Raw genomic sequence first — 24,232 nt, 5'->3', positions numbered from 1 at the left:
TATGAGGCGAATACTTTACTGCGTTGTTATAGCCCTTGCTGTTGTGGCCTGCCAAGAGCAGGAGCAAAGTGCTCCTAAAAGAAAATATGTGGACGTTCCGGGGCTTGATCCTTCGATCAAACCCGGCGACAACTTTTTTATGTACGTGAACGGCATCTGGTATGACACAGCGAGAATTGCCGACGACCAGTCAGGTGTGGGATCGTACAGTTTCCTCAATATTCCTCAAAAGAAGCTCCTTCAGAGCATTTTAGAAGAGGTGTCAACAGGCACCCATGCAGCCGCAACGGTCGAACAGCAGGTGGGCGACTTTTTCGCATCAGGAATGGATACGACAGCGATCAATCGGCGGGGCTTTGAGCCCATCAAGCCGATGCTGGATAAAATTGCCGCTATCAACGACCTGAAAGCGTTGATGAGCTTTATAGCAGATGAATCCAAACTGGGCGACAACTCAATCATTAGCGCTGGTATTTCTCCGGACGACAAGAACAGCACAATTAATATCGCTCATTTTGGGCAGGCTGGTCTTGGGCTACCCGACCGGGACTATTATTTCAAAACTGATTCCTCAACTCTGGGCATTCAAATGGCCTACCGGGGCTACATTGCCAGACTGTTTGAGTTGACCGGCGAAGAGGCAGGTGAAGCGGCCTCCAAAGCAGGTCTGGTTTATGACATAGAGAAGCAACTGGCGGAGTCACATAAAACAAGGATACAGCGCAGAGACGTTCAGAATAATTACCACAAGATGGCTGTAGCTGACCTACAAAAGGCACAACCCAATATAGGGTGGACTGCCTTGCTGGACAATCTTGGGCTTGATACTGATACGGTTGACATCCGTCAGCCGGCCTACTTCGAAAAATTGAACACTTTGCTGGGCTCACTGCCACTTGAAGACTGGAAAACCTACCTGAAAGCAAGCTCCATTGCGGCCTACGACCAGATTTTGAGCAGACCTTTCGAAAAAGCGTCGTTCGAATACAACAAAGCCCTCTCGGGACAGTCGACCGAAAAGCCACGGGCTCAGGTAATGGCGGAAGCTGTCGATAGACAGATGGGTTTTGCCCTCGGGCAGCTTTATGTGAAGCGCTATTTTGGTGAAGATGCCAAAAAGAGGATTTCGGAGCTGGTGGACAACCTCCAAAAAGCTTTCGAAGCCCGGATTGAGAAGCTCGACTGGATGAGCGACAGCACCAAAGTGAAGGCCAAAGAAAAGCTTTGGGCCATCACCAAAAAGGTGGGCTACCCGGATGTGTGGAGAGAGTATGATGTTACCATCGACCGTGGCAAGTATTTTGAGAATGTGATTGCCCTGAGAGAGGACAATTACAAGTATCAGCTAGGCAAGCTTAATAAGCCGCCCTACAAGCACGAATGGGGGCCTTCTCCATCGACAGTAACGGCCTACTACCGGCCTTCATTCAATGAAATTGTTTTCCCGGCAGGCATCCTCCAGTATCCCTATTTCGACGTGAATGCCGACGATGCTATCAACTACGGCGGCATTGGTATGGTGATAGGTCACGAGCTGACCCATGCTTTTGACGATCAGGGGGCGCAGTATGACAAAGACGGCAATGTTAAAAATTGGTGGACGGATGAGGATTTTGAGAAGTTCAAAACCAAGACCCAGCAGGTGATTGATCTCTACAGCTCATTTACTGTGTTGGACAGCGTGCATATCAAAGGGGCCATGACTGTAGGTGAAAACACGGCAGACAACGGCGGTATAGCCATTGCCTACGACGCCTTTAAGCTGACCGAACAAGGACAGGACACGACGAAAATTGACGGTTTTACTCCTGACCAGCGCTTCTTCTTGTCTATCGCCAGGATCTGGAGAGTAAAAACCCGTGATGAGTTTTTGCGCACCTACGTAAACACCAACCCTCATTCACCAGCCATTTGGCGAGTGAATGGGCCGTTGATGAACTTCACGCCTTTTTATGACTCATTCAATGTGCAGCCAGGGGATCGGAACTACAAACCGGTGGAAGATAGAATAAGAATTTGGTAGGTGCTGGCGGGCCGATACGACTTGATGGCCTTCCTGTACATAAGTAAGCAGGCTGGACGTTTTGATACGAAACGTCCAGCCTGCTATTTTGTACTCTGAACACCAATAGCACACAGGGGATCATTGCTGGTGATAGCAAGCGAAGTGACAAGGTACAGGACAATACCATCGCTTTCTGCATGATAATCACTGAGTTGGGTGCCAAAAAAGTCTCTTATTTCCCCCAGTTTTTGACCCCTTGTTACCTTATCTTCGAGCTTTACCTCTGGGTACCAACACCCTTCATGCATCGCTGTGGCTACCAGCATTTTTTCAAGGTATTCCACCTCGTGAATTTGCGCCTGTCCGGGTATCACTGCCAGTGAACGAAGTACGTTTTTGACAGCAGCTTTGTATTGTTCTACTTCGTCCTGATTCCATCGCCCACACTGCCCAAGCTCTGCCAGAAAGCCTGGCGTTCCACAGGAAGCAGCGCCGCCAATGGAACCATTTTCAGATACTGAGCCCACCACATAAGGAAACCCAAGTAGGGCAGAGGCCTGACGGGATTGCTCCGCTAGGTCTGTGCTTCCCAGGTTGGAATAGATAACGAACGGCACCAGCGATTCATGAATATCGCCGCCATGCAGGTCGATGAAGAAGGCGGCCTCTTTTTGAAGCTGATGTACAACGTAGGCTATTCTCTCGCTGACAGTGCCTGTGGCTTTGCCCGGAAACACCCTATTGAGATTTTTGCCGTCATATGGCCCGTAATACTGCATTCGGGCCAGGAAAGCAGCGGTATTCACCGGGTGAATGATGAGCACCGTGCCAGCGACCTCCTGTGGATCAAGCTCTTTGGCCAGTTGTAGGGCTGTTTCTATGCAAGGATACTCACCACCATGAACACCACCAGTTATCAGGATGTCTTTTCCATCTGTTGCACCGCAGATCAATGTAAAAGGCATTTCGATGGGTGTTCCTGCCACTGGAATATGGCCGGTCGTTTTTGTTCCCGCAGTCAGCGTCTTAATGCCGGGTACCAGCTGTCTTATGAGTTCTCTCATTTTGGTTATTTTGCGGCGTTAATGTACAAAAGAAACTGCAACGGAATACCGTGATTTTGAGGGGGCAAACTTATGCAGTGACCGGCAGTGAGGTTACTTATTTTGTTATAGCTGGCTCTAATCAGCGCTGTCTTTCATATTTTTCGATAAGCTCATCCAGTTCCTTTTCAGTGTCGGGGTTGATTACCTTCCTTGAAGCATCTCCTTCCAACCATGCCAGTGTGCGGCGAATACCCTGATGGAAAGGAATGGTGGCCGTAAACTCAGGCACAAATGTTTTGATCTTGGTGTTATCGAATACGGCACTGTGAGCTTTGTCGCCCAGTAGGTTGCCTGTTTGCTCAGGCAAGTGCTTACAAATAAAGTCCGAGGAGATGTGCACTATTTTGGGAGTAACGCCAACAGCATCAGCTAGTCCTTCGTAGATCTGGTTCCAGCTCAAGACATCGTCGGAGGTGATATGAAACGCATGACCAACGGCTTTTGGGTGCCCCAGCAGTCCCACGAAGCCAATTGCGAAATCGTCGGAATGAGTAAGCGTCCACAAGGACGTGCCGTCGCCGTGCACAATGATCTTTTTGCCTTTGCGCAGCCTGTCCACAATATTGTACTCTGTCCAGCCACCCAGGGCAACTGGTATCACTGTGTCGTAAGTATGCGATGGGCGAACGATGGTGATCGGGAATCCCTGCTCCCGATAAGCCAGGGTGAGGGCATCTTCACAGGCTATCTTATCCCTGGAATACTGCCAGAACGGATTGAAAAGCGGGGTAGATTCAGTGATCAGATAGTGCGTGGCTGGCTTCTGGTAGGCCGAGGCGGAGCTGATGAAAATATACTGTTTGGTTTTGCCAGTGAACAGCTTGATGTCTCGTTCTACCTCTTCCTTTGTAAAAGCAATCCAGTTGACCACCACATCCCATTCATGCCCGGCCAATGCTTGCCCCAGTTGGGCTGGTGCGTTGATGTCGCCGGTAATGGACTTGGCACCCTCGACTGTGAGAGGGCTCTTGCCCCGGTTGAGGACGTAAAGATCAATGCCTTTTGCTACAGCCAGCCGGCTTGTGGCTGTGCTGATGTTTCCTGTTCCTCCGATGAATAATACCTTCATTTTTTATCGCTCTGCTTAGGTGGGCTAAGGTACGAAGATAGGTGGAACCTGCCAGCTCCGCTACATCGGTTATTGCGAGGCTGAAACGATACTTTATCGGTATGAACGATCACTAATAGCGGTGGCAATCCGTCAGATTCAGCACTGAAGCTGGCAGATTGCCACGCCACGTTATGATGTGCCAAACAATTTGAGTCTTAATTGGTGGCTCGCAATAACCAGAAGGTCGGGCTTCAGGCTGTAAGCCACGCATCTTTTTCCGTCTCCCTGGAACTTTTAATTCGACACTGTCAGTCTTTTAATCACCTCCGCCGCCATGGTCATGCCGAACATCGCAGGCATGTACGAAATGGTACCATAAAAAGACTTTTTGTACCTGGTGCCATCGGTCATCTTCAGTGAATGACTGGGCTGCACTTCCTCTGAATAAACGCATAAAATCCCTTTGGTTACGCCTTTGCCTTTCAGGTTCTTGCGAACCTGTTGTGCAAACTTACACTCACGGGTCTTGCTGATATCCGCCAGCCGTATTTTGGAGGGATCCAGCTTGCCGCCGGCACCCATAGACGAGATGAACTTATATTTTAGCCGTTTCAATGTCAGTATCATCGACATCTTCGGAACAATACTATCGATGCAATCCATGGCGAAATCGAAAGTGTTATCGACCAGAAAAGCGTGCATCACGTCAGGCTCCATGAAGTTATCAACCACTTGTACCTGTAGCTTAGGACTAATGTCGAGAAAACGATCTCTGAGCACATAGGCTTTCTGCATACCGACTGTAGAGTCCAGGGCCTGGAGCTGCCGGTTTTTGTTGGTAGGGTCTACGTCGTCTCCATCAATGATGGTGATTTTGCCCAAGCCGGCCCTTACAAGCGTTTCTGCCGCATAGCTGCCCACGCCGCCAAGACCAACTACCAGCACGTGGGAGTTTCTTAGTTTGTCTAAGGCTTCTTTGCCTATTAACAGCTCTGTTCTTTCTAACCAATCACTCATCTTCCGAAAAACTTTCTTGCGTTACTGTTCATTTGTCGCTGAAGTTCAGGCACCTGTATGCCAATCAATCCGGCGACCGTTTCATATACCTCTATGATACTCACATCAGGCATGCTATCCGTTTCCAAAAATAGGTGATCATACGGTATGGACTTAAATAACTCAATGTATTTAGTGGGAGGGAGGCCAGGCATAAGCGAGAGATAAAACCCCTGATCGATCAGTTGCTTAGCCAGTGTAGCATGGCGGCCATAGCCATGCACGCACCATTTCTCAATACCAGGAAACTGTTTTTTGATTTCGCTTAACTGTCCAAAAGCTCGAACGCAATGGATAATCACCGATTTACCCAGCTCTTCTGCAATCGCCAGCTGACTTCTCAAGATATCCATTTGCATGCCCATCGCCGGCCCTTTCAGGTTGTCCAGTCCCATTTCGCCCATGGCCAGACATTTAGGGTCGGAAAGTGCTACCTCCAGCTCTTTCCTTTGCGCTGGCGTTACAGGTTGTTCTGTCCACCACGGATGCATCCCGACCGTGAAGTATTGGTGTGGTTTGTCTTTTCCCAGGTGCAGCGATACAATTTCCATCACATCTTCACTATTGGCCTGCCGCATACTGTGGGTGTGGAAGTCAAGGTAGCGGGAGTCGTGGAAGATAGTTTTCATTGTTCGGTGCATTGCCCTCCTGGGATCAAAGATAGCGCTAAGTGGTTAAATACAGTGTGATCTAAGCTTTTCTCATTGCACCGAGTAGCAGACTGTAAACAGCCATAAAAAAAACGTAAGGCGATCGCCTTACGTCTCTAATTATCATTTTAATAAAAACTCTATTACTTACTTAATACCAGCGAGTTAAACACTAGTTTAAACGTGCCATGTGTCTGTACCCTAAGTTGTGGGCGGAAGCCAATCATGACAACCCTTCCCTGGCCCAAACCAACAGAAACCATGGCAGCCTTCTCAGCGATAACATCTTCGCCCAGCAACCAGCCACTTTGCAAAATGTCCCTTTTTGGGTAGGTGATGATGCGGTCTATGGTGTGACCCACGTCGGAGCGCACTACCTCATACACATCGTTGTTGCCAACAAACAATCCATAACCTGAGTCAGGCATGCCGTAGGCCAGTGGATTCGAATTGTCGAAGTTCATTCGAAGGGTAGAGCCCGGCGACCAAAACTCCTGACTGGCTACGTCTTTTACCACATTGCGAATCGGTAGCTTGAATTTTTCGATAGGCAAGTCACCGGCACTACCAAACGTTACCAGTGTTCCTCCGTTTTCAACAAAGGCCTTGAGGGCATCCACGCCTTTTTGCCCAAAACCACTTCTGTATTCGGGCGGAAAGTCTTCAGCACGGTTGCGGCCACCGCCACCTTCACCTGTCATCGCCGACAGAGCGTCGTCAGGCAACACAATCACATCATATTTCTTGTTGAGCTCGCCAGCAAGGATTTCCTTGTCCATCAAAGTGGTATAAGGGAATTTAAAATTCTCCAGCATGAGCCTCGTCCATCCTTCATCCATATTGCCACCCATATAGCGCTGGAAGAGCGCAATTCGCTGGCGTGTCATTGGTTGGGTAACAGCAGCCACGTCTGTTTCCAGGGGCCTGAAGTCCACACCAGTTTCTGTAGCGATCTTGCTGGCCACATCCGCAGGCACTGAGGCCACTACAAAGTCGCCTGGCACCAGTCCATTACCTGCCTTAGTCACTCTGCTCACTTTTACTTTGTTGTCCCAAAGCAGGTTCAGTGCTGTGAAGCTGTCGTTATTGGCACCCGACAACACATATCCTTTGCTCCCCCTGGTCACAGTGCCTTTAGGAGCAACCTTTTCTGTGACCTTTGGGTAGTTGCCTGTCAAAGCACTACCTACCGGATCGACCCGCACACCCATGTATTCAGCCACATTATCGGTCGACATGTCGTAAGGCCTGATGGGGTCGTTGTTGCGGTCACGGGTGTACTCGTTGTCGGGGTAGAAGGTACGACCCAGCAACCAACGCACCACACCTTGCTTGGGCTGCGCCATGGTAACCAGGTAAGAACCGGCGCCATACACTTTACCCTCGTGAATCAGCTGCGAGTCAATTCGCTTCACTTCCACACCCTGACCCAGCAGCACATTCACCAGTTTGTTGGCAGTGAGCGCATCGTGCTGTTCTGCGGGAATGATGTAAGCCTTGATATCAGCCTCGGCACCCCGCTGGGTTTGTCTGGAGGCTTTCAAATATGCATTTTTTAATACCGTTTCTCTATTGCGGCCTGCAATGTCGGCGATGGCCAGGGCTGCAATTTTTTGCTGCTCTACAATATCCCGTACCCGCCACCAGCCGCCTGGCCATGGGTTAGGGAAGGAGGTTTGCGCTTCGTACTTAGGCATGCCATGAATGCTACCTTCCAGCTGGTCAGGATGCACATACAGAGGAGTAGCCAATCTGGCACTGGCCGATTCGGTCAGCATGCCTGCGATATTGTGGAAAGGTGTGATCCAGTGAAACCCAAAATGGCCCCAGCCTGAATAGATGGCGGCATTCACCACACCTGCCTTGTTGTTCTCTTCTTCTTTGTAAGCAATGTGTGCCCCATACCACGACATTTCCCTCCATACCAGTGGATCACCATCCGGGCGAATAGGTTCAGCATAGGGTGGCACATAAATCCTGGCACCGTAAGCACCCATCTGATGATGATCTACATAAGCTTGCGGCATCCATTGTCTGAAAATAATGTCTGCACCGTACACAGATTCAATGGTGTTTTGCATGTAGGCATCCCGGTTGTTGTCGTGGCCGATGTAGTGATGGTAGAGATAGGGCATACTGTTACCCTCGTATTCTGTGCCCACATACTTTCTATACCATTCGGTGATCATGATTTCACCGTCAGGATTGAAGCAGGGAATCACAATGGAAATGACGTTATCGAGGATCGTCATCATTTCTGTGTCGGTACGGGTGAGCATGTCGTAAGTAAACTCCGCCGCCGTTTGTGAAGCTGCCACTTCGCTGGAGTGAAGCCCGAACGACTGCACCACCACGGCCTTACCGGTCGTAATGATCTGGTCGATTTCGCTCTGTGGTACGCCTCTGGGGTCACTGAGCTTGGCGTTCATAGCCTTGTACTCGTCCAGTTTCGCCAGATTTTCTGGTGAAGAGATATATAAGGCAAGAAAAGGGTTGCCCAGGGTAGTTTTACCCATGTTCACCACCTTCATACGGGGGCTGGCCTCGCCCAACTGATTATAGTATTTCACCAGGTCGTTCCAGTGTGCCAGCTTGCGATCGGCGCCCATCTGGAAACCGAAGTACTGTTCTGGCGTGGGAATAGCTTGCGCCTGCACATAGGAGGGAGCAAGAAGAACCACCACCAGGAGCAGCACCGCCAGGCGTTTAATAAATAGTAAAATTTTTTCAGTCATAGGAATTACAGTTTGAGTGATAGATAGGGTAATCTATGCCTGGGCAATAGCAATTGAAAGGGTTCAGTGTTGGCTTGCCGTATAGATTGAAGGGCGGTCGGTGTCACGGGTGCCAATGTCGGGCCAGGCGTGGATGCGGATTCGCTCAGATCAAACCTTAACCCAAACACGGGTATGGATTTAGTTTGGGTTAAGTGACAACTGTTACATAGAACCCGGATTGTTTATCGTTCATTTGCGATGAACGAAAGCAACAATGAGCAGAACAGCCATACCGATAGATTATGAAGTGGACGACGTTTCACTGGCCGGCATTGCCAAAGCAATGGGACATCCGGTAAGGATTCAGATTTTGCGGCTATTGAGTAGCGAAGCCTGTTGTTATACGGGTGACTTAGCAGATCAAATTCCCCTGGCACAATCAACCATTTCGCAGCATTTGAAGGCATTGAAAGATGCTGGCTTAATCCAAGGCGAGATTTTGCCACCAAAAGTGAAGTACTGTTTAAACAAAGGGAATTGGGCGAAAGCGCTGAAGCTGTTTGCAAAGCTAATTGGGTAAAAAGACATTGACGAAGATCGTTGATGGACGATCAATTAAACATTTAAGAACATGACAGATATAAAAGTATTAGGACCCGGTTGCCCAAAGTGCAAAGCCACCTACAACAATGTGCTTGAGGCGTTGAAAAAAACCAACATGGAAGCCGATGTAGTAAAGGTAGAGGACATTGAAGAAATGATGAAATACAATGTGCTCACTACGCCAGTCCTCATGATCAACGGGGAATTCAAAATAAAAGGCCGAATTGCTCAGGTGAGTGAGATCGTGCAACTACTGAATAACTGAAACGATGGACACGCAAACTCTAGTAAAAGAAATTTGCCCTACGACCACTCAGCAATGGGTCGCAAATGGTGCCCTATTGGTGGATGTTCGGGAAAAAGAGGAAGTGGCGCAATTGGCTTACGATGTGCCGAAAATCATTAACATTCCCCTGGGCGAGTTTGAACAACGCTATACAGAAATCCCAAAGGACAAAGACGTGGTGGTGGTTTGCCGCAGTGGTGGGAGAAGTTTACGGGCGGCGGGTTTCCTGGTGAACCATGGCTACACCCAGGTGGTGAACATGCAACATGGAATGATCCGTTGGGCGCAGAAAGGTTTTCCCACCACCGGAGATACGTCTTCTGTACTGGACAACACGCAAGATACAGGCTGCTGTAGCACCTGATCGACGGTGTAAAACACACCGTCTTGTTGCCATAAAAGTCGCAATGCTGATGGAAGTAAAATTGTTAAGCTAAGCTGAAAACCATGTTTGATTGGATACAACATTTTGCCGACTGGCTTATTTACTCAGTTTTTGGGATCGACGCAGAAACCCACCTGGCCACAGCACTGAATTTCTTTGTGTACGACACATTGAAAATTCTCATTCTGCTATTCCTGATCGTTTTTCTAATGGGCGTCGTCAACGCTTACTTCCCCATCGAAAAACTCAAAGACTTCCTGAATCGAAAAAAACTATACGGATTAGAATACCTGCTTTCATCCATTTTTGGGGCCATTACACCCTTTTGCTCTTGTTCGTCTGTTCCACTGTTTATTGGCTTCGTGCAAGGCGGCATTCCTTTGGGGGTGACTTTTGCTTTTCTTATTACCTCGCCCTTGGTGAATGAAGTGGCCATCGCCATGTTTATTGGCATGTTTGGTTGGAAAGCCACCCTTGTTTATGCAGGTTCTGGTATTCTCTTAGGAACTATTGGTGGTTGGATATTGGGCAAGTTCAATCTCGAACCTTTGTTGACTGATTGGGTAAAGAAAATTCTTGAAAAGAAAACGCAACAAGCTGAATACGAAGAAGAAAAGCTCACTTTTCTCGAGCGCTTGCCGGATATTACCCGGGGAGCCTGGGAGATTGTGAAGGGGGTGGTGTTGTACGTAATCGTCGGTATTGCGATAGGTGCCGCCATGCACGGATTTGTTCCTGAGAACTTTTTTGGTCGGTACCTCGGTGGCGGCCAATGGTGGACAGTGCCCCTGGCAGTTATCCTGGCCGTACCCATGTATGCCAATGCCGCCGGCATAGTGCCAGTCATTCGGGTATTTGTAGCTAAAGGGGTACCCCTTGGCACCGCCATAGCCTTTATGATGGCAACAGTAGGTTTATCTATTCCGGAAGCAACTTTGTTAAAAAAGGTGATGACCATCAGGTTGGTCGGGCTTTACTTCGGAGTGGTTACGCTGTTTATCATCATTTCTGGCTATTTGTTCAACCTCATTTTGTAAACGAAAACAACACTCAACTAAGAAATGAAGCAGCTGAAAATATACTTATTAATCATAATACTTGGCCTGTCTATGCATCGTAGTTGGGGGCAAAACCAGCCGTTATCCACCGTAGGTGCCATGAGTGAGATGGGCAAAAATAATTTTGCTCCTCAGCTTTGGTTGGACACACTCACCAACAAAGACCATCTCTACGGTCTAGGCCCCTATGGCCCGATGCAGGGGGAGATCACCATTGTCGATGGAAAGCCGTTTTATGCTTCTGCCTACGAGGAAGGCAAATCTGTCATCGGTCAAACCTGGGACATGAAGTCTCCTTTTTTTGTCTCAGCTAACGTCGACAAGTGGGTAGCCTATGAATTCACCGATTCCATCAGTAGTGTGGACGACATTGAGCAGCTTGTCGCAAAGACAGCTAAAAGCAAGGGGTATGACACCAGCATTCCTTTTGCTTTTAGAATTGGTGGTGTTTTCGATCAAGTCGCCAATCACATCGTTACACCACGAAGAGCTGAGGTGATTGGGTATCGGCCCAATGTGAATCAGCAGGAATTTTCCTTTGAGCATGCGTCAGGCGAAATCATCGGCTTTTACTCTGAAAATCATCATGGAGTATTCACCGGGTCAAAAAGCAATATCCATGTGCACTTTATCAAAGATGACCTGACCTTTATGGGGCATCTGTACAAAATAGTGACCAATAAGCTACCATTGACACTCTACTTGCCTGCAAAAGCAGGTAGCAGTACGCCTACTTTGAAAGTGAATGATACCGACTTTTCGAAAGGCAGATTGGGGAATATACAAGAGGTGACACTTGATGATTTGGTTAAGTTCCACGGGCATCTGTGCGATGGCCTTGTGGTCGGGTTCCTGGGATTGAAAGAAGCGCTCCTGCAATTGTATCCGGATGGTACGATTGACCGAACCAATTTAAGAATTGTAAGCGAGCCATCGCCTTGCCTGACCGATGCAGCCATTTACCTCACAGGCGGGCGATACCAGTTCAATACGTTTTATGCAACAGTTGCTATTGATGGGTTGTATGTAGTGCAGCGTGTAGACAATGGAGAGGCCGTGCAGGTCAATTTGAATAGGGGCGTAAAACCCGTCGAAATAGGTCAGATGGGGGCGAAGGCTGTCAAAGGAGAGCTTACGGCTTGCCAGTTGGATGCACTCAAACAATTGGAGGACGATTTTTCTGAAAAGCGATTGTCTGAACACCCAAAAGACAATTTCACTATAACCAATATGTCGAATTTTAAATGGAACCCTTTTTTGCAAAATGATTTCATCAAAACTGATGTCATCAACAAAGAGACGAAGCCTTGTAAAAAGTAAAAGGCCAGGCTAACTGGCTGAACACGTAGCTGGAGCCCAAAGTTTTTAACAGGCGCAAAAAAAGGAGAGGGCCGTTTTGCTGAGAGGCAGCGGCGACTTACCTTGCCCTACATTTCAAGTCCACGCTTTTCCTTACTCTATACTTCACAGAGCCGATTTCTCGCCACACTTGATGAAGCCACCTATCGCTGACCCATGAGCGTTTGTTGCCTGTAAAATTACGAAACCGTTATCTATAATTTTTATTCTTCCTTTCATAGCCGCAAGCCTGTGGTGCGGCTAATTTGTTATTAATCTGTTGATTACATGAGAGTGTTTGACGCTTAGCATCACGTAGGTAACATCACGTGTTTCGATAACTGCTGTTCAATGTCAAAAAAGTATTAAATCCATCACCAAAGCTTAGTGGGCCACTAACGGAAACTTAATATTTAGTTTCCAGCACTGCCGCAAAACCCCGCTTTTTTTGCGCCTTAAAGGTGACGCTCTGGGTTTCCATCCTGGTGTCATGTCAAAAACTATCCATTAAAAACTATTTCATGAAAAATTTGTACCTGTTATTATGTAATGGAAGGGACACGGCCACAAAAGGTGTTCGGCTCTTTCTGCTGCTGGGTGTGGTTTGCCTGGTGGGCTCATTTTCTCAAAATGCTGTTGCTGGAAGTGTTATTTTTCAGGCTGGCACCACTGTTAGCGGTACTGTTACCGACGAAGAAGGTGCTGCGATGCCCGGAGTGAATATTCTTGAGAAGGGAACCATCAATGGAACCGTGAGTGACGTGAATGGCAACTACAGACTGAATGTGTCTTCGGCCAACGCCGTCCTGGTATTTAGCTTTGTTGGCGCTGAAACAAAAGAGGTAACAGTAGGAGGTCAGTCAGAGATTTCTGTGTCGCTGGCAGGCAGCTCTGAAACATTGGCCGAGCTGGTCGTGGTAGGTTACGGTACGCAGAAAAGATCCGACATAACCGGAGCCATTGGTTCCTTAAAGAGTGAAAATTTTAACCGTGGAGTTGTAACTAACCCAGGGGAATTGCTCCAAGGGAAAGTTGCAGGTGTAAACATAACCACTGCCAGTGGTGAACCTGGTGCTGCACAGAATGTGATCATCCGGGGAATTGGCAGTTTGCGGTCTGGAACGCAACCGCTTTACGTGGTGGATGGTTTCCTGCTTGACAACAGCTCTCAAGGTTTTGATACCAATCCCCTCAACTTCCTTAATCCCAACGACATTGAAAGCATCGACGTCTTGAAAGATGCCAGTGCCACCGCGGTATATGGTTCCAGAGCTTCAAATGGCGTGGTAGTTATCACTACCAAAAAAGGAAAGGCTGGAAAAACAGAAATGAACTTTTCAGCTTCTACTGCCTGGTCTAAGATGTCTAAGAAAATTGATGTGTTTAGTGCCGACGAGTTTCGGCAGAATGTGACCGGTGAAGGCGGAACTCTAGAAGACTTCGGTGGAAATACTGATTGGCAGGATGAATTGACCCAAACCGCCCTGTCGAAGCAATTCGACCTGTCCGTTGGCGGGGCCGCTTCTGAGAAGTTCTCGTACTACGCTTCAGTCGGTGTTCAGGATCAGGAAGGTATTTTGAAGAATAGCAACCTGGAACGTTATTCCGGGAAACTGAATATGAACCAAAAGGCACTCAATGGAAGGCTGAAGGTAGACTATAACCTTACTGCGTCGCACACAGAAAACCTGCGCCCGAGCATTACATCTACCATTGCAGACATGATTAGCCTGAACCCAACCATTCCGGCCTATACCGATGGTGAGCCGACATTGCTGACAACAAATGCTTTGAACCCACTCACCAGATATGACATCTACAGTGACCTGGCTGTTAACAACCGCATCCTGGCGAGTATTTCCCCGTCAATTGAACTGTTTGATGGCTTTGTTTATAAGTTGAATCTTGGGGTTGACTACTCTGCCACTACCAGGGATGCTCAGTATGAGCCTTTTCCTGATGTGATCAATGAGTCGAATATTTCAGATGGATCACTGTCCACGCTTATAGGTAACAATACCAATAGTCTGGTCGAAAACACAATCACCTACAACTGGATCAAGGATGTGCACAATCTCACCGTACTTGGTGGTCACTCTTACCAGGAATTCCTTTTAGAAAACAGGAACTTCGATTACAGGGGCTTTGCCAACAACAATATCGAACCAAAATACCAGGACCAAACCAGCACGGCTGAATATCCTACTTCAGTAAGCTCGTCTGCCATTAGAAACGAGTTGCAGTCATTCTTCGGAAGGGTTAATTATACTTTTGACGAAAAATATTTGTTTACTGCCACGCTTCGTGCTGACGGGTCTTCAAAGTTTGGAGTGAACAACAAGTATGGGTATTTCCCGTCTGTTGCCCTGGGCTGGAACATCAGCAATGAGGACTTCATGGACAATTCATTTTTCGATAACCTGAAGTTGCGTACAAGCTGGGGACAAACCGGTAACCAGGAAATCCCTTCTAAGATCACCAAGGCAAGCTATTCGGAAGACAGGTTGATAACAGGCGCTGAAAGCCTTAGCACGTACCCGCTGGATCCTGATGGCACTTCAATTGACAGCTATCCTTACGGAATTGTTTTCACTCGCCTGGCAAACCCAGATCTGCAGTGGGAAGTATCCACCCAGCTGAACGTCGGCGTTGACTTTGGCATCTTTGACAATCAGATCACCGGTAGCCTGGATTATTTCAATAAAGAGTCGTCCAATATTTTGCTGGAAGTTACACCTGCTGACCCCGTGCAGCCAACGTCCACCTACTGGACTAATATCCAGGACATGAAGATCCAGAACAATGGCATCGAGCTGGCATTGGAATACAATGGCAAAGGACAAGGCGGCTTCTCCTACAACATCGGAGGTAACCTCACATCCATCCAGAACACGGTAAAAGACTCTCCTTACGCTGTATTGACCACTGGTGCCGCTCAGGGTTCTGGACAAACTGGTGCAACCATTAATGGTTATATCAACGACGAGCCGATAGGATCTTTCTACATGTTCCAATTTGACGGCATTGGAGCCGATGGACTCAACATGTTTAGAGACGTTAATGGGGATGGCGCTATATTGGATAATGACCGCACCGTTGTGGGCAGTGCTATTCCAAAACTGCTGTATGCCTATCACCTGAATTTCAGGTATAACAGTTTCGATCTGGGCTTCAACTTTAACGGAATTGCCGGCAGCAAAATATACAACCACACTGCCATGACGCTGTTTACCAAGGCTCAACTGACCAAGTCGAACAATGCCACTGACTTTGTAACTCAATACCCTAACGAGGCAATTTCAAATGCCAACACTGTATCTACACGCTATTTGGAGAATGGTTCCTTCATGAGACTGAACAATGCGACACTTGGCTACAACCTGACTTCAGACAAGGTCGGCTTGGGAGATGCCTTCCAGAACATCCGTGTATCGGTAACCGGTCAAAACTTGTTCGTGATCACAGATTATTCTGGATTTGACCCTGAAATCAACACAGGATCAACTACAGGTGGTATTCAAACCTTTGGAATAGATCGTTTCACTTATCCAAAGGCAAGAACGTTTTTGATCAGCGTCAATGCCACGTTCTAAAAAGAAAACACTCAGTTCTCTTAAGTATTACTTTAGAAAATAGAAATCATATGAACTTTTTAAATATAAAATTTAGTAAAGTACTGCCGATCATTGTAGTGCTGCTCACATTCGTTGGTTGTACTGACCTCGAAGAAGACATTTTGGACGAGTCGCTGACTGGAACAGGCGAGGCAGAAGTCATTAGCGGTTCCATTGCACCGGTATATGGCCTTCTTCGTCAGGTTTGGCTGCATACCGTTAACTTCGGGCTTCAGGAAGTGGCTTCCGACGAAGCCATCTTGCCATACCGTGGTGGTACCGACTGGTTTGATGGCGGCAAATTCATCGCCGTTCACCAGCATTTGATGACTCCCGGCAACTCACTGGTGGCAGATTCCTGGACATATATTACCTTGACGCTTTCGAGGGCCGTTGTGGCCGAGGAAAGGCTGAGGGAAGAAGTAGAAAAAGGAAATGCAGATGCGCAAGGGCCGCTTTATGAAATGATTGCCATGCATGCATACCTCAATATGCTGGCACTAGACAACTGGGGGTTGGTTTTCAAGAAGGACCGTTCCTCTGACGTATCGGTGCTTTTGAGAGGACAGGAAGCCATCGACTATATCGAAGGTAAGCTTTTGTCGGTAGTGGACGTGATGAGCAATGACGTTGGTCCAGGCCGGATCAACAAAGACGCCGTCAGTGCCTTGTTAGCTCGCTTGTACCTGAACGCAGCGGTTTATCGTGATCCTTACGGTACTCCTGACTTCCGAAGCGAAGACATGGACAAGGTGATTCAATACACCAACAGCATCATTGCTGGTTCTCATTCCTTGTCAGCCGAATACTTCGATTTGTTCAGCGACGATAACCACACCAAGTCTGAGCTTATTTTTGCCCTGGACCAAAGAGGCGTACTGGCTACTGAGCATGGCCGCTGGGCCTATTGGCCAATATCTGGCGATCAGGTGCCAAGACCTGAATTTCCAAGCACGAGAGGAACGGATGCTGTGGCTGCCACCCCTGACTTTTACCAGCACTGGGTGGATGCATACGGTAGCGTAGACCCTGCTGACGCCGATGCCCGTTTTTATATGAAAAACACAATGATTCCAGATGAACTGACAGACCTTTCCGGTGTGACGCCGGAAAATGACTCAGACCATTACTACTGTGTGCCAGCTCAGGATTTTGAAATTGACAGGGGAATCCTTCGTGGCATTATCTGGGGTCCCCGAAAAGATGCCACGGGTCAAATCATGACTTGTGATGATGGTTCGGTAAGGATTTATCCCGTCATCAACAGAAGGACAAGTGGTGCCAATATCCGATATGTGGATCATAATCTCAATGTTGATTTCACTGAGCAGGGTAGTTTGCACAACACCGGATACAGGTTTTCAAAATACCAGTTTAGCCATACTGCTCCCAACTGCTGCTCTTACAGTAGCGTAGACATCGTTTTGATTCGTTTGGGTGAAATATACTTGATGCGTGCGGAAGCAAAATTGAGAAAAGGCGACAATGCAGGAGCTTTGGCTGACGTCAATACCCTTAGAACTTCCAGGACTGCCCGTCCTGAGCAGACGCCGGCAGCATTGACTTCTATTGATACAGAAATATTATTCCGTGAAACTGGATTTGAGCTCTACTGGGAAGGTCTGAGAAGAAATTATCAGATACGCTTTGGTAAGTACGAGGACAGCTGGACAGGCAAAGATGATGCAGACGTGCGCAAAAGATTATTCCCTATTCCACAGAGAGCCATCGACGGTGCGTCCAGTGAAAAGGGATTCCTGGTGCAAAATGAAGGATACTAATTGACTACTAACTAATTAAAGAGCATACTACAAAAAGGTCGAAGGCCAAAGCTTTCGACCTTTTTTAACTCATTCCCACTATATGAAAACCAGAGACAAGCATCTTTTTGTAGCGATATTGACCAGCGTTTGCTTCACTGCTGTGAACGGTCAGGGACTCAAAATGAATCAGACCCAGGTGATTGGCAGTCACAACAGCTACAAAATCGGGATAGAACAGCCTCTGATGGACATGATCCTGACCGATCGCCCGGAGGCCATTGGATTGGCCTACACCCATATCCCCATCACCGATCAATTGGATTTGGGCCTGAGAAGTCTGGAAATAGATGTGTTATTTGATCCGGAGGGTGGCCGGTTTTCAAATCCAAAAGGATTGGAAATGCTCAGCTCGATGGGGAAAGAAGCCCTACCCTACAGCCAGGAAGCCATGCTACAACCGGGTTTCAAGGTGCTTCATGTACCGGATATCGACTTCAGAAGTCACTGTGCCACGTTCAAGGGCTGCCTGTCTGACATTCTTGACTGGTCAAAAGCTCATAGCGATCACTTACCCATCATCATCACCATCAACCCAAAAAGCGATGGGTTGGACAGACCCGGCTTTGCCAAAGTATTACCTTTCGACAAAAAGGTGCTCGACGCCCTCGACGCCGAGATAATGGAAATTTTGACCCCAGACGACCTGATTACTCCGAAACAGGTAAAAGGCGGACAAACAACATTGCGAAAAGCCGTACTCAACAACGGCTGGCCTGACCTTGCCCACGCAAGAGGAAAAATACTCTTCGTGCTGGACGCCGGAAAAGAGCTAACAGACCTGTATATATCAGATGATGATGACTACAACAAGCCCATGTTTTCAGATACCGACACTGATAACCCCCACGCAGCTTTTTTTATCATGAACAATCCTGTGAAGCAGGAAAAAGAAATCGCTGGGTTGGTTCAGCAGGGTTTCATGGTGCGCACACGCTCAGATGCCGACACCAGAGAGGCACGGCTGGGAGACAAAACCAGGTTTGAAGCCGCCATGCGGTCGGGAGCCCAGGTAATTACCACCGACTACTATCTGAAGTCGCTGAGCCCTGACAAAGATTTCGAGATTATTTTTGGTGATGGCAGGTATCAGCGATGCAATCCTGTATTGACAAAATCATCAACATGCGATCTGCCATAATACGAATGTTTAAATACCCTTCGTGAACAAATCCTATTAACTTTATAACCATTAACTAAACTCTTAAGCCAGTGAAACGCCGCACTTTCCTTTACCAAACCTCTGTAGTATCTCTTGGTTTCTTGTCATTGTCCAGATGCGTGCAAAAGGGTCGGGACACCGCTGAATCAAACGTTCTGCCGTTAAAATCCGACCCGGAAAAATACCTGGATTTGCCGGAAGGCTTCTCCTACAAAATCATTTCCAAAGCGGGCAACACAATGAGCGACGGCCTGCGGGTTCCCGGCAGAGCAGATGGAATGGGTGCATTTGCACGAGCTGATGGCAAAGTTGTCATTATCCGTAATCACGAGAATAGCCCAGCACCACTGGAAAACAGCCCTTTTGGGTTGGAAGGGGAGTTGCTTGGGTTGGTCGATATATCCAAACTGTATGATGCGGGGAAAGGCGAGCTTCCCGGGCTGGGTGGTACAACGACATTGGTGTACGATGAAGAAAAAGGGGAGGTAGTAGAAGAGTTCATGAGTCTGGCAGGAACCTACCGCAACTGTGCGGGGGGAGTCACACCATGGAACAGCTGGCTTACCTGTGAGGAAGACACTACCAAAGCGGATGGCGAAAACATTGAAAAAGACCACGGCTATGTGTTTGATGTACCTGCAGAGGCCAAGGGGCTGGTAGATCCTCGACCTATTAAAGCCATGGGGCGCTTCAATCACGAGGCCGTAGCTGTAGACCCGCAAACAGGCATCATTTACCAGACTGAAGATGCATCTGACAGCCTCATCTACCGTTTTATTCCTGAAAACCCCGAAGACCTGCATCAGGGCGGAAAGCTTCAGGCGTTGGCCATAGACAACCGCCCCAAACTGGACACCAGAAACTGGAAGGAGCGAGGCGTAGAGCAGGGGGTAGGCTATCCTGTGGTATGGCAGGATGTGGACGATGTAGATTCTCCACTTGATGACTTGAGAATCAGAGGATTTGAAGCTGGGGCTGCCTGCTTTGCAAGGGGTGAGGGCATGTGGCATACCGATCGCCAAATCTACTTCGCCTGCACCAATGGTGGCCCAAAAAATTTCGGGCAAATATTTAGATACGACATTGAGAAAGAGCAGTTGGAACTGTTCGCTGAATCAGAAGACAAAACCGTCCTGCATATGTGCGACAACGTGACCATTGCTCCCTGGGGAGAAGTTCTGGTTTGTGAAGACAATGGCGAGCTCAACCGCATGCACCTCATAAGCAAGGACGGAGAGCTTCGCCAGTTTGCAGTGAACCGGAGTTCAAAATCCGAACTGACCGGAGCTGTTTTCTCGCCTTCTGGCAAAACACTCTTTGTAAATGTGCAGGAAAACGGGGACACGGTGGCTGTCACCGGGCCTTGGGAAAACCTTCAGGCAGTGTAATTTACGGGCTTAAAAAAAGGGGCTATTTTGGTGAACCAGGGTGGCTCCTTAACTTGCGTGAAAATTCACACAAATCATTCTCCTTTCTCTATGTTCCACGGCTCAGATTTCCCCACAACACTTGACGAACAGGTTTTTAATGACTGGCTGGAAGCAGGCCGAAACAGCAAACTCAGCTACACCTATATGCTCATCATTTGGGACGAGCTGGACTCAAAGTATTTGCCAGTATACGCCGAGGCCAGAGAGAAAATACAAACTTACGAAAGGTACCCGGGAGCCAGCAGCAATGAATCACTGATAGCTGCCTACGATTTGTATTCGGAGTCGAAGGTGGCTTAAAAACTGGCGTGAAGAGCGTTTTCACGTTGCCTGTGATAACCCCATCACCATCGTGGCATGGCAACAATTCGCCAACCGCTTATTTCACGCAATTTCCTACCTTTACTTCCCGGGTATTTACCCTTGAAAAACATCACCTAATGCACCACAAATTATCTTTCATAGCCTTCCTTCTTTTTGCACAGGTGGCCACCGTAGCGGGTCAAACCAACCATGCAGCCCTTGTCAACCCCTTCATAGGCACAGGTGGTCACGGACACACTTACCCGGGAGCGAGCATGCCCTTTGGCATGATGCAGCTCAGCCCTGATACCCGGCTTGAAGGTTGGGATGGGTGTGGAGGCTATCACTATTCCGACTCACTCATGTATGGGTTTTCACACACCCACCTGAGCGGCACAGGTATCCCCGACTATTGCGATATCCTGGTCATGCCTTTCACAGGCGATGTCCATTGGAACAACAGCGAATATCGCTCACCATTTTCTCATAGTGAGGAGAAAGCCGAGCCGGGGTACTATGAGGTAGTGCTAAAAAAAAATAATATTCTTGCAAAACTAACCACGGCCACAAGGTCGGGCATGCATGAGTATACCTTCGAAAAAGCTGGCGAGGGCAGCATTCTGCTGGATCTCAAACACCGGGATGTGGTGCTCGAATCTTCGCTGGAGATAGTCAACGACTATGAAGTCAGAGGCATGCGGCGTAGCAAAAGCTGGGCCGAGAATCAGGTGGTTTATTTCCATATCAAATTCGACAAGCCAATCAAAAACTACGGAATCGCCCTCAACGATACCGTGAAGAGTGGGCTAAAAACTGCCGATGGGTTGAACGTAAAATCTTATTTCAGTTTCGATTTGAAGTCGGACAAAAAACTCAAAATGAAAATTGGTATTTCAGGAGTGAGCATGGAAAATGCCTTGCTCAACCTCGATACGGAAATACCCGGGTTTGACTTTGAAGGAGTGAAAGAAGCTGCACATACTGCCTGGAACAAGGAGCTGGGCAAAATTGACATAAAAGGTGGCACCCACGACCAGCAAGTAGCATTTTACACCGCTTTGTACCATGCCAGCCTCAGTCCCAACACCTATACCGACGTTAATGGTGACTACCGTGGCACCGATTTGAAGGTACACAGAGTAGAAGGGTGTATTTACTACAGCGTTTTTTCCCTCTGGGACACCCACCGGGCGCTGCATCCATTGCATACCATCATCAATCGTGCCCGCACTACCGACTGGATTAACACCTTCCTCACGCAACACCAGCAGGGCGGCATGCTGCCCGTTTGGGAGCTGAGCGGCAACGAAACGTTTTGCATGATTGGCTACCACTCAGTACCCGTGATTGCCGATGCCTACCAGAAAGGTATCAGAGGCTTTGACGCTGGCCTGGCTTTGGAGGCCATGACCGACTACGCCGAAAGCGACAGGTTTGGCCACCGGCAGTACATACGGCAGGGGTATGTGAGCAACGATGTCGATCATGAAAGTGCTTCCAAAACAGTGGAGTATGCCTATGACGATTGGTGCATTGCTCAGATGGCCAAATGGCTGGGAAAAGAGGACATCAGCGAGACATACCTGTTGCGTGCGCAACACTACAAGAACCTTTTTGATTACAATAACCGGTTCATCAGGGGCAAAGTGCAAGGCTTTTGGTATGCGCCATTTCAGGCCAGCGAAGTCAATAACTTCTATACGGAGGGCAATGCCTGGCACTATTCGTTTACAGCCCAGCAGGATCTCAATGGACTCATAAAGCTCTATGGGGGCAAAGAGAAAACGGCCCAGAAGCTGGAGGAATTGTTTACCACCAGCGAAGGCCTCAGCGGCCGTGACCAAAGTGACGTAACTGGGCTTATTGGCCAATATGCGCATGGCAACGAGCCCAGCCACCACATCGCCTACCTTTTTGACTATGTAGGGCAACCCTGGCGCACACAGGAGCTGGTGCATCAGATCTGCACCGAATTTTATCCCAACCAGCCCGATGGACTGATCGGGAATGAAGATTGTGGACAAATGTCGGCCTGGTTTATCTTCAGTGCCATGGGCTTTTACCCGGTCACACCCGGTAGTGGGGTGTATGCGCTCGGCACTCCATTGTTCAGTGAAGCGAGAATCCACCTGGAAAATGGTAAAACCTTTACCGTAAGCGCTCCTTCAGCATCCGATAAAAACATCTATATCAACAAGATAACATTGAATGGTAAAGTAAGAAATGAAACGTACTTCCATCACGAAGACCTGGCCAACGGCGGCAGCCTCACATTCGAAATGACCGACAAACCCAACAAGCAATTAGGTACGTTGGATGGGCAGATGCCCTTTACCGCCATTGCTGAAGGTGATTTTGTGGCTGTGCCTTATTTCAATATGGATAACTTCAAATTCAAGGATTCGCTGCGGGTTGATATCAAGTCGATGACTGAAGGGGCGGAAATTTTCTATTCCCTCGATGGCAGTCGATTCGGAAAGTATACAGCTCCTTTTTGGGTGAAAAAGACGACAAACGTGGAAGCTTATGTCAAGCGAGGAGCTGTGAACTCGCCCACAGTGGCGCAGCAGTTCTATTTGCTGCCCAACGACAAAACCATAGACGTGCTCAGTGAGGTGTATCCCATGTACACCGCCGGGGGTAACGGAGCGCTGATTGACGGCATTATCGGGACGGAAAACTGGAAAGCAGGGCAGTGGCAAAGCTACTACGACCAGGACTTTGTGGCTGTGATCGACCTTAAAACGGAGCGCTCCGTCAAGAGGGTGGCTATACATGTTTTGCAGGACTTGAGCCCCTGGATTGTGTATCCAGAATCAGTGACCTTTGAGACGAGCATGGATGGGAAGTCGTTCACACCACTTGCCACCGTTAACAACACCATTCCGAAGGAGATGAGCGCCCCAGAAGTACAGTTCCTGGAAGCGGCTGTTCACGCAAGGACCCGCTATGTACGGGTAAAAGCCAAAACAGGGGGTAAGCTGCCTCCTTCACATGAAAGTGCAGGTAACCCCTCGCATTTGTTTATAGATGAGGTAGTTGTGGAGTATTGAGCTCACCAACTGACAGAAGTCATTGCGGACATCGGGATTACCTCTTAACTTTCCTTTATGTCAAGTTTTAGGATAAGACCCCGATTCAAACACCGTATTGAAGCCGTCCAAAAAGACGAGCTGGAAAGTACTATTTGTGCTGCCCTGGAACAGAACAAGCAGTTCACTTTCACACATTTTCCGGATCATCTGTACATCAAGATTAACCCCGACGAACGGCATATTTGGTCGCCACAATTGCATCTGTCATTTGACCAGGAGGGCAACGATGTGACTGTAAGAGGCTTATACGGGCCCAATCCGACTATATGGGCTTTTTTCTTTTTCGGCTATGTGGCCATTGGCATCTTGATGCTTTTTCTGGGCATGTGGGGAGGCAGTCTTTGGAGTTTGGGTAAAGATGCCTCGGTTTTGTGGGGCATTCCTGTGCTAGCAGCGCTTGCAGTAGGTTTATACCTCTTCAGCCAGGCCGGTCAAAAGCTTGGTGCTCAGCAGATGTTTGATATTCATCATTTTTATGAAGGTATCACTCACAACAAGGTGGTGGTGAGTTAGGGATCGTGCTACGATTTGACAGAAGTTTCGTTTAGATTTA

Annotated in this window: 18 protein-coding genes; 13 read left to right on the top strand and 5 right to left on the bottom strand. The window is 48.2% G+C overall.

The window, feature by feature from the left end; translation table 11 throughout:
- Nucleotide 1: 1 nt before the first annotated feature.
- Nucleotides 2–2,023, top strand: a complete 2,022-nt coding sequence (locus RIG68_RS09220; protein WP_350121461.1) for a M13 family metallopeptidase — start codon at nucleotides 2–4, stop codon at nucleotides 2,021–2,023.
- 83 nt (nucleotides 2,024–2,106) lie between these two features.
- Here the strand turns inward: RIG68_RS09220 and RIG68_RS09215 are convergent, their stop codons facing one another.
- The 5 genes from RIG68_RS09215 to RIG68_RS09195 form a co-directional block, all read right to left on the bottom strand.
- Complete coding sequence (locus RIG68_RS09215) at nucleotides 2,107–3,069, bottom strand: M14 family metallopeptidase (protein ID WP_350121458.1); 963 nt, start codon at nucleotides 3,067–3,069, stop codon at nucleotides 2,107–2,109.
- A gap of 121 nt (nucleotides 3,070–3,190) precedes the next feature.
- A complete protein-coding gene (locus RIG68_RS09210) occupies nucleotides 3,191–4,180 on the bottom strand; it encodes an SDR family oxidoreductase (RefSeq protein WP_350121456.1) in 990 nt (329 codons plus the stop codon).
- Nucleotides 4,181–4,456: 276 nt separating this feature from the next.
- Complete coding sequence (locus tag RIG68_RS09205; RefSeq protein ID WP_350121453.1) at nucleotides 4,457–5,179, bottom strand: tRNA threonylcarbamoyladenosine dehydratase; 723 nt, start codon at nucleotides 5,177–5,179, stop codon at nucleotides 4,457–4,459.
- On the bottom strand, nucleotides 5,176–5,847 hold the full coding sequence (locus RIG68_RS09200; RefSeq protein ID WP_350121450.1) for a TatD family hydrolase: 672 nt from the start codon (nucleotides 5,845–5,847) through the stop codon (nucleotides 5,176–5,178). The genes RIG68_RS09205 and RIG68_RS09200 overlap by 4 nt, the downstream gene beginning before the upstream one ends.
- Nucleotides 5,848–6,011: 164 nt before the next feature.
- The gene (locus RIG68_RS09195; RefSeq protein ID WP_350121447.1) at nucleotides 6,012–8,603 is read right to left on the bottom strand and encodes a M14 family metallopeptidase; all 2,592 of its coding nucleotides are present in this window, start codon (nucleotides 8,601–8,603) and stop codon (nucleotides 6,012–6,014) included.
- 256 nt (nucleotides 8,604–8,859) lie between these two features.
- On the opposite strand from RIG68_RS09195, the gene RIG68_RS09190 reads away from it, so the two are divergent.
- The 12 genes from RIG68_RS09190 to RIG68_RS09135 all read left to right on the top strand — a co-directional run bounded on the left by RIG68_RS09190 (nucleotide 8,860) and on the right by RIG68_RS09135 (nucleotide 24,192).
- Nucleotides 8,860–9,165, top strand: a complete 306-nt coding sequence (locus RIG68_RS09190; RefSeq protein ID WP_350121444.1) for an ArsR/SmtB family transcription factor — start codon at nucleotides 8,860–8,862, stop codon at nucleotides 9,163–9,165.
- A 51-nt stretch (nucleotides 9,166–9,216) separates the two neighbouring features.
- Nucleotides 9,217–9,453, top strand: coding sequence for a thioredoxin family protein (locus RIG68_RS09185; protein ID WP_350121441.1), 237 nt, complete (start codon nucleotides 9,217–9,219; stop codon nucleotides 9,451–9,453).
- Nucleotides 9,454–9,457: 4 nt separating this feature from the next.
- Nucleotides 9,458–9,838: a rhodanese-like domain-containing protein gene (locus tag RIG68_RS09180; RefSeq protein ID WP_350121438.1), complete on the top strand. Its 381-nt coding sequence runs from the start codon at nucleotides 9,458–9,460 to the stop codon at nucleotides 9,836–9,838.
- Nucleotides 9,839–9,921: 83 nt separating this feature from the next.
- Nucleotides 9,922–10,896 (top strand): permease, encoded by a 975-nt coding sequence (locus tag RIG68_RS09175; protein ID WP_350121435.1) that lies wholly within the window; start codon nucleotides 9,922–9,924, stop codon nucleotides 10,894–10,896.
- A 72-nt stretch (nucleotides 10,897–10,968) separates the two neighbouring features.
- Nucleotides 10,969–12,237: an acetolactate decarboxylase gene (locus tag RIG68_RS09170; RefSeq protein WP_350121432.1), complete on the top strand. Its 1,269-nt coding sequence runs from the start codon at nucleotides 10,969–10,971 to the stop codon at nucleotides 12,235–12,237.
- A 539-nt stretch (nucleotides 12,238–12,776) separates the two neighbouring features.
- Nucleotides 12,777–15,848 (top strand): SusC/RagA family TonB-linked outer membrane protein, encoded by a 3,072-nt coding sequence (locus RIG68_RS09165; RefSeq protein ID WP_350121430.1) that lies wholly within the window; start codon nucleotides 12,777–12,779, stop codon nucleotides 15,846–15,848.
- A gap of 50 nt (nucleotides 15,849–15,898) precedes the next feature.
- Nucleotides 15,899–17,650 (top strand): RagB/SusD family nutrient uptake outer membrane protein, encoded by a 1,752-nt coding sequence (locus tag RIG68_RS09160; RefSeq protein ID WP_350121427.1) that lies wholly within the window; start codon nucleotides 15,899–15,901, stop codon nucleotides 17,648–17,650.
- 82 nt (nucleotides 17,651–17,732) lie between these two features.
- On the top strand, nucleotides 17,733–18,830 hold the full coding sequence (locus tag RIG68_RS09155) for a phosphatidylinositol-specific phospholipase C1-like protein (protein WP_350121424.1): 1,098 nt from the start codon (nucleotides 17,733–17,735) through the stop codon (nucleotides 18,828–18,830).
- 71 nt (nucleotides 18,831–18,901) lie between these two features.
- The gene (locus tag RIG68_RS09150) at nucleotides 18,902–20,239 is read left to right on the top strand and encodes an alkaline phosphatase PhoX (protein WP_350121421.1); all 1,338 of its coding nucleotides are present in this window, start codon (nucleotides 18,902–18,904) and stop codon (nucleotides 20,237–20,239) included.
- Nucleotides 20,240–20,296: 57 nt separating this feature from the next.
- Nucleotides 20,297–20,581: a hypothetical protein gene (locus tag RIG68_RS09145; RefSeq protein ID WP_350121418.1), complete on the top strand. Its 285-nt coding sequence runs from the start codon at nucleotides 20,297–20,299 to the stop codon at nucleotides 20,579–20,581.
- 140 nt (nucleotides 20,582–20,721) lie between these two features.
- Entirely contained in the window at nucleotides 20,722–23,637 is a 2,916-nt protein-coding gene (locus RIG68_RS09140; protein ID WP_350121415.1) for a GH92 family glycosyl hydrolase, read from the top strand.
- Nucleotides 23,638–23,694: 57 nt separating this feature from the next.
- Nucleotides 23,695–24,192 carry a YolD-like family protein gene (locus RIG68_RS09135; protein ID WP_350121413.1) on the top strand — a complete coding sequence of 166 codons (498 nt, stop codon included), beginning with the start codon at nucleotides 23,695–23,697 and terminating at the stop codon, nucleotides 24,190–24,192.
- Nucleotides 24,193–24,232: the final 40 nt, after the last annotated feature.

The organism is Imperialibacter sp. (assembly GCF_040222385.1).
Lineage (GTDB): Bacteria > Bacteroidota > Bacteroidia > Cytophagales > Cyclobacteriaceae > Imperialibacter.
Note: the sequence above shows the minus strand (reverse complement) of the source record. Positions and strands in the feature narration are given on the sequence as shown.